This window comes from Staphylococcus sp. AtDRG32 (assembly GCF_004365845.1).
In the GTDB taxonomy this organism is placed as follows: domain Bacteria; phylum Bacillota; class Bacilli; order Staphylococcales; family Staphylococcaceae; genus Staphylococcus; species Staphylococcus hominis.
In genome coordinates this window covers 226613-243612 of record NZ_SODE01000001.1, presented here as the reverse complement: position 1 = coordinate 243612, position 17000 = coordinate 226613, and the positions used below count along the sequence as shown (strand labels likewise).

Here is a 17000-nt window from a genome sequence, read left to right as displayed (position 1 = left end):
TTATCTTAGTTTGATAATTTATTATTGGAGATGCATATTAAGATAGAGTAAATTAGTCTAATAATATTAACAATTTTCGTCGAAAGCATCTTTAATATCCATACAAATATCTTGAATATCTCTACCTTCAATATGTTCACGCGGAATAAAATGTTTTAATTCTGTACCTTTAAATAAAGCATACGAAGGGCTTGAAGGTACTTGTTGGATATAATCGCGCATTGTTTGCGTTGCTTCTTTATCTTGTCCAGCAAACACTGTGACTTTATGTGTTGGCTTTTTATCATTTTGATCAGCAACTGCTACAGCGGCAGGTCTCGCTAGACCAGCAGCACAACCACATGTAGAATTAATAACAACAAATGTTGTTTCGTCATCTTTAACATTGTTCATATAGTTTGATACATCTTCACTTGATTCTAAACTTGTAAAACCATTATCAGTTAATTCAGAACGCATTTGTTGTGCTAGTTCATGCATATATTGTTCATACGGATTCATATAAAAAACTCCTTTAATGTTTATTACGATTAGCAATTTGTTTCCATACGGAACCTAATGCTTCATCGCCATTTTCAATTCTAGAAATTGCCATTTCCACTTGAAGTTTTACTTCGTAAGCATTGTCGTTCGCATGCGCTCTTAGAGATGCGAGTTGCGCTTTGCCACCTTCTTCAAATAAAAACATTGCAGCTCTCCAACGAACAATTTTTTGTGGATCATCAAGTGCTTTTTCCATTTCTGGCAAAGCTTCTTTATAACCTAAATCACTGATACAATCTCCAGCTGTACGTCGAATAGCAGGATGCTTATCATTTAATCCTTTATACAAATATGGCAATATTTCTTTACTTTCAATCATACCAAATAAAACAATCGCTTGACGTCTTAATGGTAACTTATTTTCATTTAAGGCTTGCTCTAAGAGTGGAATATCCTCAAGTGTTGGTGTTGGAAATTCTGTTAACATTCTGAGACGTACTTTCCAGTCTGATTCATTCAAGTACTCCTCGTATGAAACATGTTGATAAAAATGAGATGTACTTTTCGTTTGCTTAGATAAAGCTTGAACGACTAATTGTTCCAATCGACTTTTTGGATACAATGCAATGATTTCTTCATAAACTTCTTCCATAACTAAAGAAAGTTCTCCATAACGTAAACCAACCTCTTTCCATTTTCTAAGAAAAATAACATTATCATCATCTTCTTGTGCTTTAAGCATACTATTGATAAAGATATCAGGTAGTTGTTTACGTATTTCTTCATGAGCATTTGTTAATTTAATTTGATATGGGATATTTTTAAAAGTGAGTATCTCTGCTTTCACTTCTCCATAGTGTTCATCAAACTGAGATGATTGACTAATCGTTTCCTCTTTTTGAAGTGACGCAGTAATTTGAGGTAATACCTCTTCCCAATTTGCTTTCGGATACTTATCAATAGCTAAAAAGTCAATTACATGAAATATAGATTTAACATCTTTAATTTGTAATAAGTCATTAATAAAATCAGGTTGAGATGTTTTGACTTCTGTATATGTGTTCGACTGATTATCAGCACGCTTTTCACTTAAAACGATTTTCATTGTATTTGGGCTTGGTGTTGGTTCAATTTTTAATATTTCCACTACTGTTCCTCCTAAAATTAAAATGTGTCTTCAATTTTAGGTACAAGATCATCCCAATTGGCATATTCCTCTTTATCTACTGAAATAAAATCCATGACATAAAAAACTGACTTTACTCCTTCGATATCAAATAATCGATTAATAAAATCAGGTTGCCCATCTTGAGCAGATGTATACGTATTTGATTGATTATCTTTACGTTTTTCACTTAAATTAATTTTAATCGTATTATAATTTGGTGTGTCTTCAATTGACTTTATATGCATAAAATTCCCTCCTATTGAAGTTCATTGCCTAATTGCTTAATTTGCTTACCTATTGAACATTCAGAAATACAAAAATGATGTGCTTGTGTTTTTCCTTCTGTTTTTCTAATGTGTGTTTTCAGTAAACATTTATCACAATAAGTATTCATTAATTCATCAATTTTTTCTATTGCATTTTGTTCGGAATGTGTAAGTATAACTTTCACTCCTTATACTTAATTTTATAAATATGGAGTTATTATAACTTATATGATGATCATTTTAAAATAATCGATTTTATTTTTTAATATTTATAATATGAATTGATTAATGAGTATTGAATTTGAATTACTTTTACTATAAAATATTAAAGTTGCTTAGCGGTTTCTAAACACCCGCATTATCAAAATTTAGGAGGATAAATGATGTATAATGAATTTTTTGGCATTGCTACTTTTTTTGTAACATTTATTGTAATGGTTTTAATGTATCGTTGTTTTGGTAAACAAGGTCTTATCGCTTGGGTAGCTATCGGTACAATTATTGCTAATATCCAAGTCATCAAAACGGTTGATATTTTTGGTATCTCAGCAACTCTAGGTAATGTAATGTTTGCCTCTATCTACCTAGCTACAGATATTTTAAATGATATTTATGGACGAAAAGTTGCTAAACGTGCTGTATGGTTAGGCTTCTCATCAACTCTTGTTATGATAATTGTAATGCAAATGTCATTACATTTTATACCCGCACCAGAAGATATATCTCAAAAAGCATTATCTACGATTTTTGATTTAGTGCCGAGAATTGCTTTAGGTTCAATTATTGCTTATATTATAGGGCAACATGTAGATGTGTTCATCTTTTCAATGATAAAAAAAGTTTTCCAATCAGATAAAACATTTATTATTAGAGCTTATGGAAGTACGGTATTAAGTTCAATTATTGATACTGCATTATTTGTAACTATCGCATTTATCGGTACATTGCCTGCAAGTGTTGTATTTGAAATCTTTATTACTACGTATGTTTTAAAATTAGTCTCAACGATTTTCAATGTTCCATTTGGTTATATTGCGAAGTCATTCTATCGAAATGGAAAAATTCAAAAATTAGACGAAGGTTATTAAAACAATCATACATGCATATTGTTTAGGTTTACTAAGCAATATGCTATTTTTAAATAGACAAATAGTGTTTAATTAATGCTTAAACTAGAGGTGTTTTTAATGGCTAAAATATTTTTTGATGCTGCGACGAGTGGCAATCCGGGACGTAGTACGTGTGGGATAGTAATTAAAGAAAATGATATTAAATATACTTATACACATGATTTAGGAGAATTGGACAACCATAGTGCTGAATGGTCTGCATTCATTCATGCATTAGAGCATGCTCGTGAATTAAATGTTTCAAATGCTTTATTGCATACAGATTCTAAATTGATAGAAGATAGCGTGAATCAAGGTTATGTAAAAAATGCGCGTTTCAAACCATTTTTTGAAAATATGGAGATTTTAGAAGCAAGTGTTGATTTGCTATTTGTAAAATGGGTTCCAAGAGATAAAAATAAAGAAGCAAATCAATTAGCACAACAAGCTCTATACAAATTAATTAAGAATAAACAATAATAATGTAAAAAAGAAGATAAAAGAATTTATGTTGAATTCTTTTATCTTCTTTTTTTATCTGTTTTACATTAAAATTTTTGAAGCAAGATATTTACCAGAGACATAAAGTTCGTGTTCATTACAAATTGAAAGAATATGATTCAATGAATGTGTATACTTCATTTCTTCATATAATGCAGTTGTATCAATAGGCACATCTGTATAGATTTTCGCTAATTGTTTGGATAGAATCAAATTTTCTTTATCAATTGCAATTTTTTTCTGTTGATTAGGTGTAAGTGATTCGATATTGTCTAGTACGTTTTCAACGCTACCATAAGATTGTATTAATTTAATGGCGGTTTTTTCTCCAATACCTTTAACACCAGGATACCCATCTGCTGAATCTCCCATAAATGCTTTAATATCAATAAGTTGAAGTGGATGTAATGCATACTCTTCATTAAAACGATTAAGAGTATAATGATGATAAATATTAAAACCTCTTCTGATTAACCAGACTTCTACTTGTTCATTGATACATTGTAAAATATCTCTATCTCCAGTTACAATATGTACTTCATTATCTTTTGAATATATTTTAGCGAGTGTTCCTATGACATCGTCTGCCTCATAATTTGCAACACCGATATTCACAAAACCAAATTGTTCTGAAATGTCTTTTACGTAATCGAATTGAGGTATCAATTCATCTGGTGGTGCAGGTCTATTTTGTTTATAAGAAGTATACATATCATTTCTAAAGGTCGCTTGCCCCATATCCCAACATATCGCGACATGACTTGGTTTAATATCCTTAATTGCCGTAAAAATATGTCTAACAAAACCCTGAATCCCATTGGTTGGAATGCCTTTAGAATTATACATAAATTGTTTGTGTAGACTTGTAGCATAAAAATGTCTAAATAAGAGCGCCATTCCATCTACAAGTAAGACACGTTGAGTCATATATTAATCCTTCTTTCTAATTTAAAAGTGGGTCCAATTGTTGATTTACTGTTTCTAATTGTTTAATGAGTGAATCATCGATACGTTTAGATAATAAGTCATTGATTTGTTCTAAAACATTATTATTTAACTGATTAAGTTCGATGTTCGCGTCGTGAGTTAAGTTAGAAACATAATAATCTAATTGTTGTTTTAATGCGTTTAGTGATGGTTGTAGTAGTTCTAGTGTATTTGAACAAATCATTTCTTGTAGTTCTCTTTGCGCATTTGCATTTAAAATTTTACGTTTAGACAACTGTTTAGGTAAAACTGAAAGCATCTCTTCTAAACTAATACGTAATAGTGCATCATCAGTAAACGGCGCTATTATTTTAAAATGAGGTTGGATAAGTACATGAACTGAGTTTAATTTTTGAATTGTTGGTGCTACTTGTTGATCTAATTGAGAAGTAAAGTATGTTTTTATTCTTTCGACTAATAAAGTTTGTTCTAAATATAATCGTTGATGAACTTGATCTAAGTACATTTTCGTAGCATGTTTCTTTTCATCATTAAAATCATTATTTTGTGTCATTTGACTATTATATACTTTTTTAACCTCATCTAATAATTGAAGCTGTAATCGTTTATTTAAATGATAGATTTGTTCTTCAACTTCATTTTTAGTATGTTGCTCACTTGTATGAATCATTTGGTTAGTTAATGGTGTTTTATCTTTATAAGTTTCAAGTTGTTGTTGTCGTTCTAACATACGTGTTTGATTTGTTTTAAATTCATAGATGATTTGATTAAAGTTATCGCGCATTTGCTCGATTTGATGAACCATTTGCTTCTCTAAAATCGTTTTCGATTCAGTTTCGACAAAATGATTAATACTTTCTTTTAATTTAAGAATGCCTTCATCTTTAGTCTCCAATGCACGTTTACTTGATACACCGAATAATTCAGATGGCAGATTCACTTGAGATAGAGCATCTTTTACATACTGCTCCACTGCTATTAAATCTTCATTAGTTTCAGCTAAATCTACCGCATTAATAATCATTTTAAATGTCTGTGCTTCATTTAATTGGTTAATATCTTTCATATGTTCAATAAATGCTTTGTCATTATCAGTAAATGAGTGATTAAAATAGCTCACATATAAAATTAGGTCTGAAGAAGTTAAGATTTGTTCAGTTTCATTTGTATGTCGTTGATTATTAGAATGTAACCCTAATGAATCAACGATAATTTTGTCTTTTAACCAATCCAGTGGAAGGTGTATATGAACGGTTTTAACAAATGTAGCGTATTCGTCTTCTGCACTCCATTGCTTAATTTCATGTTGTGAAATAGTATGTGTTATACCTTCTTTTAGCATATCTTGGTACATTGAAAAGTGCTTCTCTACTGATGTTATAAAAGCCAATTGATTTTTTTCTAATTGTTGTTTTAAAGACTCAATGTTACTATTCATAAATTCTTCTAAAGAGTTAAAAGAAACGTTTTGATATTCAAGCAATTGATTTAATTCATTTAACAATTGCGTATTTGTTTTCAAAGTAATTTGACTATCATGACCATATGAGATTTCAGTTGTAGCTGCCGTTGTTGGATTAGGTGAGCTTACAAGATAATGATCTCCAAGTAAACCATTAATCAAGCTACTTTTTCCTGCACTAAATGTACCGAAGACACCTATTTTTACAATTTTATTATCTATACGTTGCAATGTTTCTTTGATGTCTTGCTTTGTTTTATTGAATAAAGGAACAGGCTCAATGATAGCCAGTGCTTTCTGAATATCAAAGTGATGAGTTCTCGTAGCCTTAGTTGATGTAATATCTTCGTCTAAATCATTTGTTGAAGATATGGTTGATTGATTAAGTTCATAATGTATTTCTGTTCGATCAATTAATTTATCGAGTGAGTCATTCATATGAATATAATAATGTTTATAATTTTCAGTTGTTAATGACTGTTTTAAATTCTTGAACTCAAGATACTGTTCATATAAATGTGCATCATTATTATCTATGTTAGATAATTCCGTTGCTTCAGTATGTTCAATAATATCTTTAAATAATGAATCTGATTGTTTTTCGACAACGCGTGCAATTGCTTTTACAACGTCATCACTAAATGTGAGCACATAGGTATTATTAATGCTTGTTTGTACTTGATATAAATTAGAAATTAAAGTAGGTTCAATTTGATAATGTTGATTTAAAATTCGTTGATTCACTTCAGAATGATGGATAAAGCGAGTTATAAAAGATAAATCTTCACGCATGGGTTGACGAATGTGTCGATTCACTTTTTCTTGTAAACGGTCTACAACATTTTGTAAACGTTTTGCTCTCTCTTCTTCTGTTTTCTTTTTTTTATTTAGAAGACCACCCACTTTGAAGTCTAAAGCCATGCTTTCAAGATAATAACGAATATCTTCTCGCATATCATGAGTCATAATATAAGCATTATCTAATATATTTTTCCGTTTTTCTTTTAAGTACATTAATAATTGAGAAGAATGATTTAATAATTGTGCTTCTTCACTTATAGCTTGATTCTGTTGAAATTGTTTATAGGATTCTTCAAATTCGGATTCATTGATATTTAAGTCGTCAAGTATATTTTGCATATGCTCTTGAATATATGAAAGCTGAGTACGATGTATAAATTCAATGATACGTGTTACAAAATCTTCAATAGGTTCACGTAGTTTATCTTTTTCTTCTAAAAACTCTGAGAATAAATGAAGTTGATTGTTTGGATGATCAAATTTACTAACATAAAATAGTTGATCGACTTTAATATCCCAATCTTGTATAGATTGTTCTACTTTTTGTTTAAATGTATCAAAAGAAATTTCATTCTCATTATGCTTATCAATTTGATTGATAACAAAAATAATAGGTATGCCTACTTGATTCATGCGTTTCATAAATTGGAAATTGAGTGCAGACTGAACATGATTATAATCAACTGTATACACAATCATATTGCTTGTATATAAAAATTGTTCAGTAGTGGATTGGTGTGCAGAAACATTTGAATCTACTCCTGGAGTGTCTTGTAATGTAAAACCAAGATTAAACTTATTTGAAGGGAACTTTATTTCAATAGATTCCACATCCATATTTAATCGGTTCATTATTTTTACATCTTCATACGTTTTTAGCTTAACATAATTTTGATATTCTAAATTAGCAATAATCTCTTCTTCTTTTGAAACAGAAACTATAGCCGTATTACTCGTCGTTGGTACAGGTGAACTAGGCAATATATCTTGTTCTAATAATAAATTGATTAATGTTGATTTACCAGCTGAAAAATGTCCAACAAATGATAAAGTATATTGATTTAAATATACTTTTTTAATCACTTGATTTATTGTATGTACTAATGCTTCGTTATTCGATTTTTCTATTTCTTTTTTTAGTTTGTATAATACATCTAATTGTTCATTATTTTGCATAATGCTATCCCCTTTATTTCGCTCACTCTAAAATATAAAAAAATTAAGGTTATAAAACTAAAAAGAATTATAACCTTACTTTTAGGGTGATAAAACTAAATTATCTTTAGCTGTGTTTATTAAATTTTATCATAAGAAATAATAAAAACCTATATAGAATGAATTAGTTAAACCAAGCTGGTTTATCGCCATCAGTATTTGGTTTATTTACTCCAATATTTTGTCTAGAATAAAGTTCAGGTTGTTTCGCTATACGTACTGCTAAATTGGCTACACTTCTTCTAGAAACTTCTGTTCCTTTAAAGGTATCACCTTTTTGAGTAATTTCATAATCTGATTCATTTTTAAATGTTAACCAAGCAGGACGAATAATTGTATAATCTAAGTCAGAAGCTTCAATTAAATCAGCTGCTTTACGATATTTAGTTAATTTTTCACCAAATTGTTCTTTATTAAATGTATTGAATTTATCTGGTAATTCGTCATAAATACCAGGAGCCGCCACAAATATTAAACGTTTAACATTCTTTTTGTTCATGGCATCTATAATGGCTTGTGCTTCTCTATCTAGGGATCCTGATAAACTTGCAAAAACAATATCTACTTGATCTAATGCTTTTTCTAAATCTTCAACATTTTTAGCATCACCTTCAAAGACAGTGATACGATTAGATGCGTAATCAGGAATACGATGGGCATTTCTTAAAAATAAATCAACATTAAAACTAGAATTCTCTAAGAAAATTTTAGTTGCTTCAATTGATACTTTTCCGTTAGCCCCTACAATTAGAACTGTTTGCATAACTTACTCTCCTTACTATACTGTTTAAATGTGCTGTGTTTTTAACACGCTTACTAATAACTTTACAATAGTCACTATTATAGTGCTAATAAATACATAAATTTTAAATAAATATTATCTAATTTATTAAGAAAAATTTACAAAATTAATTATTTTCAAATAAATCTTCAAATCAATTTATTTATCAATATTAGGCTTTTTTCCCCAGTATTGATAATACGTGCATTCGATATAACCATTAAAAAGTTTTCGACGTTTTGTTGCTTTACGATCAACTAAATACTCAAATTCTTTATTACTTGTAAGAATATATGTTGATAAATACGGGTGTTGTTTCATTAGTTTACCTACATATCGATACATTTCTTCTACTTCATCTCTATCTCCAATACGTTCGCCGTATGGTGGGTTACCAACTAACGCTACAGGCCCTTCTTGGTCGATAGTTAATGTATTAACATCCTTAACACTAAATTGAATAATATCACCTAGGCCTACTTCTTCAGCATTACGTTTAGCAATTTCAACCATTTCTGGATCTATATCAGACGCATACACTTGAATATCTTTATCATAGTCAGCTTGTTGATCAGCTTCATCACGCATGACGTCATAAATATTAGGAGGCATGATATTCCATTCCTCTGATACAAATTCTCTATTAAAACCTGGCGCAATATTTTGAGCAATTAAACATGCTTCAATAGCAATTGTTCCAGAACCACAGAATGGATCAATAAAGGGTGTATCACCTTTCCAATTGGCTAAACGTACTAAGCTAGCTGCTAATGTTTCTTTAATAGGTGCTTCACCTTGTGCAATACGGTACCCTCTACGATTTAGCCCTGAACCTGACGTATCAATGGTAAGTAGGACATTATCTTTAAGAATGGCTACTTCAACAGGATATTTCGCACCACTTTCATTTAACCATCCTTTTTCATTATAAGCTTTTTTAAGACGTTCAACGATAGCTTTTTTAGTAATGGCTTGACAATCAGGAACGCTATGAAGTGTAGATTTTACACTACGACCTTGGACAGGAAATTGCCCCTCTTTATCGATAATTGTTTCCCAAGGTAATGCTTTTGTCTTTTCAAAAAGTTCATCGAATGTTTTAGCATTGAAGCGACCTACTACTATTTTTAATCGATCAGCTGTACGTAGCCATAAATTACATTTTACAATGGCATTAGCATCACCTTCAAAGAAAATACGTCCATTTTCAACTTGAGTATCATAACCAAGTTCTTGTATTTCTTTAGCAACTACGGCTTCAAGACCCATTGGACACACTGCTAATAATTGATACATTATTTCATCTCCTTTGTCTCATATCATATTAGTATATTAACAAATATTAAAATAATTATGTATACAATATAAAAAAAGCTCTCCATAAAAAGGGAGAGCTAAACTAGTCCGTGATATCTCTATAAGCCATGTTCTGTACCATTGTACTCATAACGTACACTAGTTGTACTGGTACTTTGGTGGTAACCATCTGTCTACAAATCTTTACTATGCGAGTAAAGATGTCTCGTTTATACGTTGAATTCCGCTAAACAAGTGCTCCTACCAAATTTGGATTGCTCACTCGAGGGGTTTACCGCGTTCCACCTTTTATATTTCTATAAAAGCTACGTCACTGTGGCACTTTCAAACTATTTTAACCGTATCAATTAATGACTTAGGTTATTTCATTGCCGTCAAATTAATGCCTTGACTTATTGTTTCATCAAGCACGAACACTACAATCATCTCAGATTGTGTGAGCATGGACTTTCCTCTATATTTCTATAGCGATTACCCAAAATATCACTTGTGTGAGTATAACATAATTTTAAAATATTTAATAGAATTTTAAATAGATAAATAATTAGCTATCAAAATCCAACATAATAGCAATCAAACATGCTTCGTAACAAGCTTATATCTTTAAGATACCAATGTATTATTTACCAAAAACAGCTTTTTCAAGATTAGAAATTCTTTTTAAAATATCTACGTTATTATTCGCTGATTTCGAATTACTTGAAGCAAATGACTTATTATCAGAAGGACGTGAAGTTGCAACTCTGATTCTCAATTCTTCAACTTCTTTTTTAAGTTTATTATTTTCTTCAGATAGTCTGACTACTTCATTATTCATATCAGCCATTTTCTGATAATCAGTAATGATATCATCTAAAAAAGCATCGACTTCTTCACGACGATAGCCGCGAGCCATCGTTTTTTCAAAGTCTTTTTCATAGATATCTTTTGCTGAAAGCTTTAAAGAAACATCTGCCATTAATTTCCACCTCATTCAAAACTTTGGTCTTGTTGCCATTGTAAATCGTTAATAAAGTCAGTAAGTTCATCAAATGTCACAATATCACAATTATAAGTCGTTTTTTCCATAAAATCAACTAACATCCTCTTAAAATATTTTGGACTTCCTTCTTGTTCATCATCATAAATTAATAACGTCATATCTGTATGATCTAATATGAATTGATCTGTTTGTTTAAATTGAAAAGGTCCTTGATATTCAGAATGAAATACACTATCTAGAAATTGTGCATTACTAGCAATAGATTCATACTTTGCTATATTGTGTTCATTCCACTTGGAGGTATGACCATAAAATGGTGTGATAATACCTAATTTTAACTCAGGATGTGTGTCTTGCAATTTTAATACTACTTCAGCTGCCCATAATTCAATACCAATTTGTCCTTGAATAAGTACCCATTCTAGCCCTTCGTCAATATACTGTAATAATTTATGTTCTATAAATTGTTTAAGATAATCCACTTCTTTCATATCATCTTTAAATATATTTAATTCAAATGATTTATATCCAGTCACATATACTGTTTTCAATGCATTGATTCCTCTTTATCTTTGATATATTTAAACAAATTGGTAAGATCATAATTAACGGACTTCAATTTTTCATTAAATAACTTCTTACTTGTTTTATTGTAGTGACACTCTACAGATAATTCCTTAATATGTTTAACTAACATTTCTAATTTTTCTTTATTCATATAAGGAAATTGGATTAGTTCATCATGATAATGAGATAATTCTTCAGTTAAACCATCAATTTTTTTTACATAAGGAACAACATCTCGATGAAATTGCTTCTCTGACTGTGTCAATTTTATTTCATTATAGCTTGACGCCATGTACTGTAATTCTTTAAGTAGTTCATTAATTAATGTGTACATAACGATGCCTCCTATATTCTTACAATTTATTACAATTATTATAGAGTATTGTTTAGATATAAATTTTACATTATTACAAATTTTTAAACATATTGTTTTCACTGTTAAAGCACGTTAAAATAGAATAGATAATTAATGAATATATTTAATTATGTGTAGTATAATATAAATATTATGCTCATTTCATTATTATCATATTATAGTTTAATATTATTCTCTTAGACATTGAAAGTGTAATATTAAATTTGTGTGGTGAGTATGATAAATTATCCAAATGGAAAACCATTCAAACTAAATCCTACTAAGGTTGGAAGTAATCAAAGTGAGGCTTCTAGTAACATTAAATATGGTGGACGAGGTATGACTCTCGAAAAAGATATTGAGCAATCTAACAATTATTATTTTAAGCATGGTGTGGCTGTTATACATAAGAAACCTACTCCTATTCAAATTGTAAATGTTCATTATCCTAAAAGAAGTAAAGCTGTAATTAATGAAGCATACTTTCGTACACCTTCTACAACTGATTATAATGGCGTTTATCGAGGCTATTATATTGATTTTGAAGCGAAAGAAACCAAAAATAAAACGTCTTTCCCTTTAAATAATATCCATGATCATCAAGTAGAACATATGAAAAGTTGTTTTCTACAAAAAGGACTCGTCTTTTTATTGATTAGATTTAAAGTGCTTGATGAGGTATATCTATTACCTTTTTCGAAGTTTGAACCTTTTTGGGAAAGATATAAAAAGGAAATAAAAAAATCAATAACAGTTGAAGAAATCAAAAAAAATAGTTACTATATTCCTTATCAGTATCAACCTAGATTGAATTATCTCAAGGCTGTTGATAAGTTGATATTAGATGAAAGTGAGGACCGCGTATGACGGAAAATAAAGGATCTTCCCAACCAAATAAAGGCAAAAATGGGAAATCCAAATCAAAAAAGAATAAGAATGTAAAAAGAACGATTATTAAGATTATAGGCTTTTTATTCATTGCCTTTATCGTGTTACTTCTACTCGGTATACTTCTATTTGCATACTATGCTTGGAAAGCTCCAGCATTTAATGAGTCTAAATTACAAGATCCAAAGCCTGCTGAAATTTATGATAAAAACGGTGATTTGGTTAAGAAATTAGACAATGGTGCACGTAGAGAACATGTTGAATTGAAAGATGTTCCTAAAAATATGAAAAATGCCGTGTTAGCAACTGAGGATAATCGCTTCTATGAACATGGTGCTTTAGACTATAAACGTTTATTTGGTGCTATTGGTAAGAACCTAACTGGTGGTTTTGGTTCCCAAGGGGCGTCTACTTTAACACAACAAGTGGTTAAGCGTTCGTTCCTTTCAGAAAAGAAATCTATTGGACGTAAAGCGCAAGAAGCTTATCTATCTTATCGTTTAGAGCAAGAGTACAGTAAAGATGATATTTTCCAAATGTACTTAAATAAAATTTATTACTCAGATGGTGTATATGGCGTTAGGGCTGCAGCTAAATATTACTTTAATAAAAATTTAAATGAACTTAATTTAGCTGAAGAAGCCTATCTAGCTGGTTTACCACAAGTTCCTAACCTGTATAACATTTATGATAACCCGAAAGAAGCTGAAAATCGTAAAGAAACTGTTTTATACTTAATGCACTACCATCATAGAATCTCTGATAAACAGTGGAAAGAAGCTAAAGCTACTTCATTAGAAGATAATTTAGTAAAACGTACAACAAAAGAACGTCAAATATCTAATGATGATTCTAATAGTGAGTATGATTCTTACGTTAATTTTGTTAAAGCTGAATTAATAGGCAATAAACACTTTAAAAATAAAAACTATAGTGATTTAATGCAAAGTGGTATTAAGATTTATACAAATATGGATAAAAACGTTCAAAAAACGCTTCAAGATCGCATTGATAATGGTGATTACTATAAAAATGATGATCAACAAGTAGGTTCAACCATTCTTGATAGTAAAACAGGAGGCATTGTAGCCATTTCTGGTGGACGAAATTATAGAGATGTCGTTGATCGTAACGCTGCTACAGATACACACTTGACTGGTTCATCACTGAAACCATTCTTATCATACGGTCCAGCAATTGAAAATATGCAATGGGCTACAAACCACGCAATGCAAGATGAATCAAGTTATTCCATTGATGGTGGTACATTCCGTAACTATGATGGGCAAGGTCATGGTACAGTATCTGCATACGATGCATTAAGACAAAGTTTTAATATTCCTGCTTTAAAAGCTTGGCAACAAGTATCATCAAATGCAGGTAAAGATGCTCCAAAAGATTTTGCGTCTAAAGTTGGTTTAGATTATGAAATTGATTTAGGGCCATCTGAAATTTTAGGTGGCGGTGCTTCTGAATTCTCACCTACTCAATTAGCATCAGCATTCGCATCAATAGCTAATGGTGGTACTTACAATAATGCACATTCAATTCGCAAAGTTGTAACATCTGATGATGAAACTATCGAATTTGATCATACAAGTCATAAAGCGATGGAAGATTATACTGCTTACATGCTTGCAGAAATGTTAACTGGTACATTTAAACCATATGGTTCTGCTTACGGTCATGGTGTTGCTGGCGTTAATATGGGTGCTAAAACAGGTACAAGTACTTATGGCACAGAAGTTAATAATCAATATAACTTACCTGACAATGCAGCTAAAGATATTTGGATGAATGGTTTCACACCTAAATATACAATGTCAATTTGGATGGGCTTCAGCCAAATTAAACCAGGCGGTGAAGATTCATTCTTAGGACATTCTGAACAAGAATATGCACAATATCTATATAAAGATGTGATGTCAGATATTACTTCAAGTAATGATGGTGACTTCAAAAAACCTGATTCAGTTACTGGTTCAAGTGCAAGTACACTATCTGTTAAAGATCATCCAGATAATAATACAACATCAGGAAGTAAATATGATAACAAGTCTACTAGTAGTTCAGATAGTAGCTCATCAAATGATTCAAGTAATTCTAGTAGTACAGAAAGTAGTTCAAGCAATTCTACTTCTACCAGTGATAACAACTCAAATACTACATCAACAACGAACGGTAATACTACAACGAATACTGGTAATACAACTGATAACTCAGCAAATAATTCAACTACGAACAACAGTGCTAACAATAGTACCACATCAACTCAACAAAATAATAATAATGATAATACAAATAACAATAGTAGTTTATCTAACATATTTAAAGCAAACACGATTTTTAATTTTAGAAAAGCGTCGTAATAGCTTTAAAAACGACATAGTCTTTTATAAGGCTATGTCGTTTTTTTAATTAAAAAAAGTCTAGAACAACTTTGCTCTAGACTATCTTTCATATTAATTATTATTTTGATTTTTTCTTCTAATTTGATATGAAGCGTTCATTTTAATAAGCTCATTTTTTAATGTTTTCATTTGACTATACCCCATAAAGTGGTATTTTCTTTTTAACATATATTGATATCGTTCTAAAAAATTCATAGGAACAACTGGATATTGGTCTAAATGATTTAAATCAATAGACTCTATTTCATTAATTTGTTTAAAGAACAAAAGAAGTAGTTCAAAATAATCATCGATATATTGTTTTGCTAAATCAGAATTTAGTTGTCTTTTCTTAGCATAGACATCAAGTTCATTTTCTAGCGATTCAAATTGTGATTTATTAATCATTTGTTCCGACTTCCTTTTTCATTGCTTTCATGCGTTTTTGCCCTTCTCTACAATCCTCAAGTAATGGACAAATATCACATTTTGGTTTTCGAGCAATACAATGATAACGTCCAAAAAAGATAAGTTGATGATGACTTTTACTCCATCTTTCTTTTGGAATAATATCACACAAACGTTCTTCTACTTGTTTAACATTATCTTTCCACTTATTAATACCTAGACGCTTTGAAACACGTTCAACGTGTGTGTCTACTGCCAAAGAAGGCTCATCAAAAGCTACACTCATGACAACGTTCGCTGTTTTTCGTCCGACTCCAGCTAAGCTTTCTAAATCTTTATGTGTATGAGGAACTTGTCCACCGTACTGGTCGAGTAAAGATTGGCATAATTTTTTAATATTTTTTGCTTTATTACGATATAAACCTATTGATTTTATATCATTCTGCAATTCTTCTATATCTACTTTTAAATAATCTTCAGGAGTTTTATATTTTTTAAAAAGTGAACGTGTCACTTTATTAACTAAATTATCTGTACATTGCGCAGATAATAATACAGCTATTGTTAATTCAAAGGGATTATCATGTTTTAATTCACATTCTGCATCAGGAAACATATCTGCAATAACGTCAATCATTTCTAATGCTTTTTTCTTACTTACCATCTAGATTCTCTCCATTTAACCAGTCAAATTTAGGTATATGTTTTACAGTATGAGTTAATTTAGGTTTATTGAATTTTTCTCTCACTTTGTTAGATTCTTCTAAAGTTGTTACATTGTTTTTCTTCCAATTTAATAAGATACGATCAACATATTTAAAACTTAATTTATCATGACTATATGCTTCATCTAATGCAGCACGTATTAAAGTGTAATCATGTTGGTCTACATCAATCCATTGGTTGAGCGTTTCGATTTCATATGGTGATAATGGTCTCGAAAACAACTGTTCAATATATTGAAATAATTCCTTAAAGTTTTGTTGCGTTTGATGATGTGTAGTTTCATTTTTTTCTTGAGTTAAAATATCACTTAACTTTTCGTAAAAACGATTTAAATTCATATATTCAGTAAATTTTCCTTCCTCATCTTTACTTACATGTAGTGCAAGTAAATCACGCTGAATTAAATTTTGAATAATTGATGTTATTTCTCTCGGCTCCATATTTGAACCTTTTTGCAAAAATTCTATTGAGGGTTGTTTATTAGAAACTTCAGCGGCATAAATCAACTTAATCAAAATGACTAAATCTTTTTCATTTAAACCTAATTCATTGTAATGATCGAAAAGTTCCCTTCTAACTACAACAGGACGAGTTTTAAGTTGATGTGTGTCCATGATACCCCTCTCTTTCTTA

18 protein-coding genes and 1 other RNA gene are annotated in these 17000 nt (G+C 30.3%); 4 read left to right on the top strand and 15 right to left on the bottom strand.

Annotated elements, in window-relative coordinates; genetic code table 11:
• Nucleotides 1-66: 66 nt before the first annotated feature.
• Genes brxA through BDW25_RS01205 form a run of 4 tightly spaced genes read right to left on the bottom strand, consistent with a single transcriptional unit; the run spans nt 67 to nt 2102 of the window.
• Nucleotides 67-501, bottom strand: a complete 435-nt coding sequence (gene brxA, locus BDW25_RS01220) for a bacilliredoxin BrxA (RefSeq protein ID WP_017176317.1) — start codon at nt 499-501, stop codon at nt 67-69.
• Nucleotides 502-514: 13 nt separating this feature from the next.
• Nucleotides 515-1630, bottom strand: a complete 1116-nt coding sequence (locus tag BDW25_RS01215) for a conserved virulence factor C family protein (protein ID WP_002455334.1) — start codon at nt 1628-1630, stop codon at nt 515-517.
• Nucleotides 1631-1647: 17 nt separating this feature from the next.
• Entirely contained in the window at nt 1648-1896 is a 249-nt protein-coding gene (locus BDW25_RS01210; protein WP_002449746.1) for a NifU N-terminal domain-containing protein, read from the bottom strand.
• An 11-nt stretch (nt 1897-1907) separates the two neighbouring features.
• Entirely contained in the window at nt 1908-2102 is a 195-nt protein-coding gene (locus tag BDW25_RS01205; protein ID WP_002449911.1) for a zinc-finger domain-containing protein, read from the bottom strand.
• 198 nt (nt 2103-2300) lie between these two features.
• Here BDW25_RS01205 and BDW25_RS01200 point away from each other — a divergent pair, with 198 nt between their 5' ends.
• The gene (locus tag BDW25_RS01200) at nt 2301-3005 is read left to right on the top strand and encodes a queuosine precursor transporter (protein WP_002455333.1); all 705 of its coding nucleotides are present in this window, start codon (nt 2301-2303) and stop codon (nt 3003-3005) included.
• Nucleotides 3006-3104: 99 nt separating this feature from the next.
• Nucleotides 3105-3506 (top strand): ribonuclease HI family protein, encoded by a 402-nt coding sequence (locus tag BDW25_RS01195; RefSeq protein ID WP_133944676.1) that lies wholly within the window; start codon nt 3105-3107, stop codon nt 3504-3506.
• A gap of 63 nt (nt 3507-3569) precedes the next feature.
• Here the strand turns inward: BDW25_RS01195 and BDW25_RS01190 are convergent, their stop codons facing one another.
• The 8 genes from BDW25_RS01190 to BDW25_RS01155 all read right to left on the bottom strand — a co-directional run bounded on the left by BDW25_RS01190 (nt 3570) and on the right by BDW25_RS01155 (nt 11934).
• A complete protein-coding gene (locus tag BDW25_RS01190) occupies nt 3570-4454 on the bottom strand; it encodes a 5'-3' exonuclease (protein WP_064207230.1) in 885 nt (294 codons plus the stop codon).
• Between the two features lie 16 nt (nt 4455-4470).
• Complete coding sequence (locus tag BDW25_RS01185) at nt 4471-7914, bottom strand: dynamin family protein (RefSeq protein ID WP_065581277.1); 3444 nt, start codon at nt 7912-7914, stop codon at nt 4471-4473.
• A 163-nt stretch (nt 7915-8077) separates the two neighbouring features.
• Nucleotides 8078-8716, bottom strand: coding sequence for an SDR family oxidoreductase (locus BDW25_RS01180; protein WP_002455331.1), 639 nt, complete (start codon nt 8714-8716; stop codon nt 8078-8080).
• A gap of 177 nt (nt 8717-8893) precedes the next feature.
• On the bottom strand, nt 8894-10030 hold the full coding sequence (locus tag BDW25_RS01175) for a THUMP domain-containing class I SAM-dependent RNA methyltransferase (protein ID WP_002449804.1): 1137 nt from the start codon (nt 10028-10030) through the stop codon (nt 8894-8896).
• A 117-nt stretch (nt 10031-10147) separates the two neighbouring features.
• An RNA gene (gene rnpB, locus BDW25_RS01170) (RNase P RNA component class B) lies at nt 10148-10534 on the bottom strand.
• Nucleotides 10535-10670: 136 nt separating this feature from the next.
• Nucleotides 10671-11009 carry a cell division regulator GpsB gene (gpsB, locus tag BDW25_RS01165; protein WP_002449866.1) on the bottom strand — a complete coding sequence of 113 codons (339 nt, stop codon included), beginning with the start codon at nt 11007-11009 and terminating at the stop codon, nt 10671-10673.
• Nucleotides 11010-11020: 11 nt separating this feature from the next.
• Entirely contained in the window at nt 11021-11584 is a 564-nt protein-coding gene (locus BDW25_RS01160; protein ID WP_002449755.1) for an SLOG family protein, read from the bottom strand.
• Nucleotides 11581-11934 carry a DUF1798 family protein gene (locus BDW25_RS01155; RefSeq protein WP_002449784.1) on the bottom strand — a complete coding sequence of 118 codons (354 nt, stop codon included), beginning with the start codon at nt 11932-11934 and terminating at the stop codon, nt 11581-11583. The genes BDW25_RS01160 and BDW25_RS01155 overlap by 4 nt, the downstream gene beginning before the upstream one ends.
• A gap of 261 nt (nt 11935-12195) precedes the next feature.
• Between BDW25_RS01155 and recU the strand changes: the two genes are divergently transcribed.
• Together recU and BDW25_RS01145 are read left to right on the top strand one after the other, a co-directional pair.
• Nucleotides 12196-12822 carry a Holliday junction resolvase RecU gene (gene recU / locus BDW25_RS01150; protein WP_037554551.1) on the top strand — a complete coding sequence of 209 codons (627 nt, stop codon included), beginning with the start codon at nt 12196-12198 and terminating at the stop codon, nt 12820-12822.
• Nucleotides 12819-15212 carry a transglycosylase domain-containing protein gene (locus tag BDW25_RS01145; RefSeq protein WP_002455328.1) on the top strand — a complete coding sequence of 798 codons (2394 nt, stop codon included), beginning with the start codon at nt 12819-12821 and terminating at the stop codon, nt 15210-15212. The genes recU and BDW25_RS01145 overlap by 4 nt, the downstream gene beginning before the upstream one ends.
• 93 nt (nt 15213-15305) lie before the next feature.
• Here BDW25_RS01145 and BDW25_RS01140 read toward each other — a convergent pair whose 3' ends face one another.
• Genes BDW25_RS01140 through BDW25_RS01130 form a run of 3 tightly spaced genes read right to left on the bottom strand, consistent with a single transcriptional unit; the run spans nt 15306 to nt 16981 of the window.
• Nucleotides 15306-15641: a YpoC family protein gene (locus BDW25_RS01140; RefSeq protein ID WP_002455327.1), complete on the bottom strand. Its 336-nt coding sequence runs from the start codon at nt 15639-15641 to the stop codon at nt 15306-15308.
• A complete protein-coding gene (gene nth, locus BDW25_RS01135; protein WP_002455326.1) occupies nt 15634-16305 on the bottom strand; it encodes an endonuclease III in 672 nt (223 codons plus the stop codon). The genes BDW25_RS01140 and nth overlap by 8 nt, the downstream gene beginning before the upstream one ends.
• Nucleotides 16295-16981, bottom strand: coding sequence for a DnaD domain-containing protein (locus BDW25_RS01130; RefSeq protein WP_002449719.1), 687 nt, complete (start codon nt 16979-16981; stop codon nt 16295-16297). Before BDW25_RS01130 ends, nth begins: the two co-directional genes overlap by 11 nt.
• Nucleotides 16982-17000 lie beyond the last annotated feature (19 nt).

Excerpts from the sequence above, each read along its gene's own strand:
- brxA (WP_017176317.1), bottom strand. The coding sequence starts at position 501 with ATGAATCCGTATGAACAATATATGCATGAACTAGCACAACAAATGCGT.
- BDW25_RS01210 (WP_002449746.1), bottom strand. The coding sequence starts at position 1,896 with ATGCATATAAAGTCAATTGAAGACACACCAAATTATAATACGATTAAA.
- BDW25_RS01200 (WP_002455333.1), top strand. The coding sequence starts at position 2,301 with ATGTATAATGAATTTTTTGGCATTGCTACTTTTTTTGTAACATTTATT.
- BDW25_RS01195 (WP_133944676.1), top strand. The coding sequence starts at position 3,105 with ATGGCTAAAATATTTTTTGATGCTGCGACGAGTGGCAATCCGGGACGT.
- BDW25_RS01190 (WP_064207230.1), bottom strand. The coding sequence starts at position 4,454 with ATGACTCAACGTGTCTTACTTGTAGATGGAATGGCGCTCTTATTTAGA.
- BDW25_RS01185 (WP_065581277.1), bottom strand. The coding sequence starts at position 7,914 with ATGCAAAATAATGAACAATTAGATGTATTATACAAACTAAAAAAAGAA.
- BDW25_RS01180 (WP_002455331.1), bottom strand. The coding sequence starts at position 8,716 with ATGCAAACAGTTCTAATTGTAGGGGCTAACGGAAAAGTATCAATTGAA.
- BDW25_RS01175 (WP_002449804.1), bottom strand. The coding sequence starts at position 10,030 with ATGTATCAATTATTAGCAGTGTGTCCAATGGGTCTTGAAGCCGTAGTT.
- gpsB (WP_002449866.1), bottom strand. The coding sequence starts at position 11,009 with ATGGCAGATGTTTCTTTAAAGCTTTCAGCAAAAGATATCTATGAAAAA.
- BDW25_RS01155 (WP_002449784.1), bottom strand. The coding sequence starts at position 11,934 with ATGTACACATTAATTAATGAACTACTTAAAGAATTACAGTACATGGCG.
- BDW25_RS01145 (WP_002455328.1), top strand. The coding sequence starts at position 12,819 with ATGACGGAAAATAAAGGATCTTCCCAACCAAATAAAGGCAAAAATGGG.
- BDW25_RS01140 (WP_002455327.1), bottom strand. The coding sequence starts at position 15,641 with ATGATTAATAAATCACAATTTGAATCGCTAGAAAATGAACTTGATGTC.
- nth (WP_002455326.1), bottom strand. The coding sequence starts at position 16,305 with ATGGTAAGTAAGAAAAAAGCATTAGAAATGATTGACGTTATTGCAGAT.
- BDW25_RS01130 (WP_002449719.1), bottom strand. The coding sequence starts at position 16,981 with ATGGACACACATCAACTTAAAACTCGTCCTGTTGTAGTTAGAAGGGAA.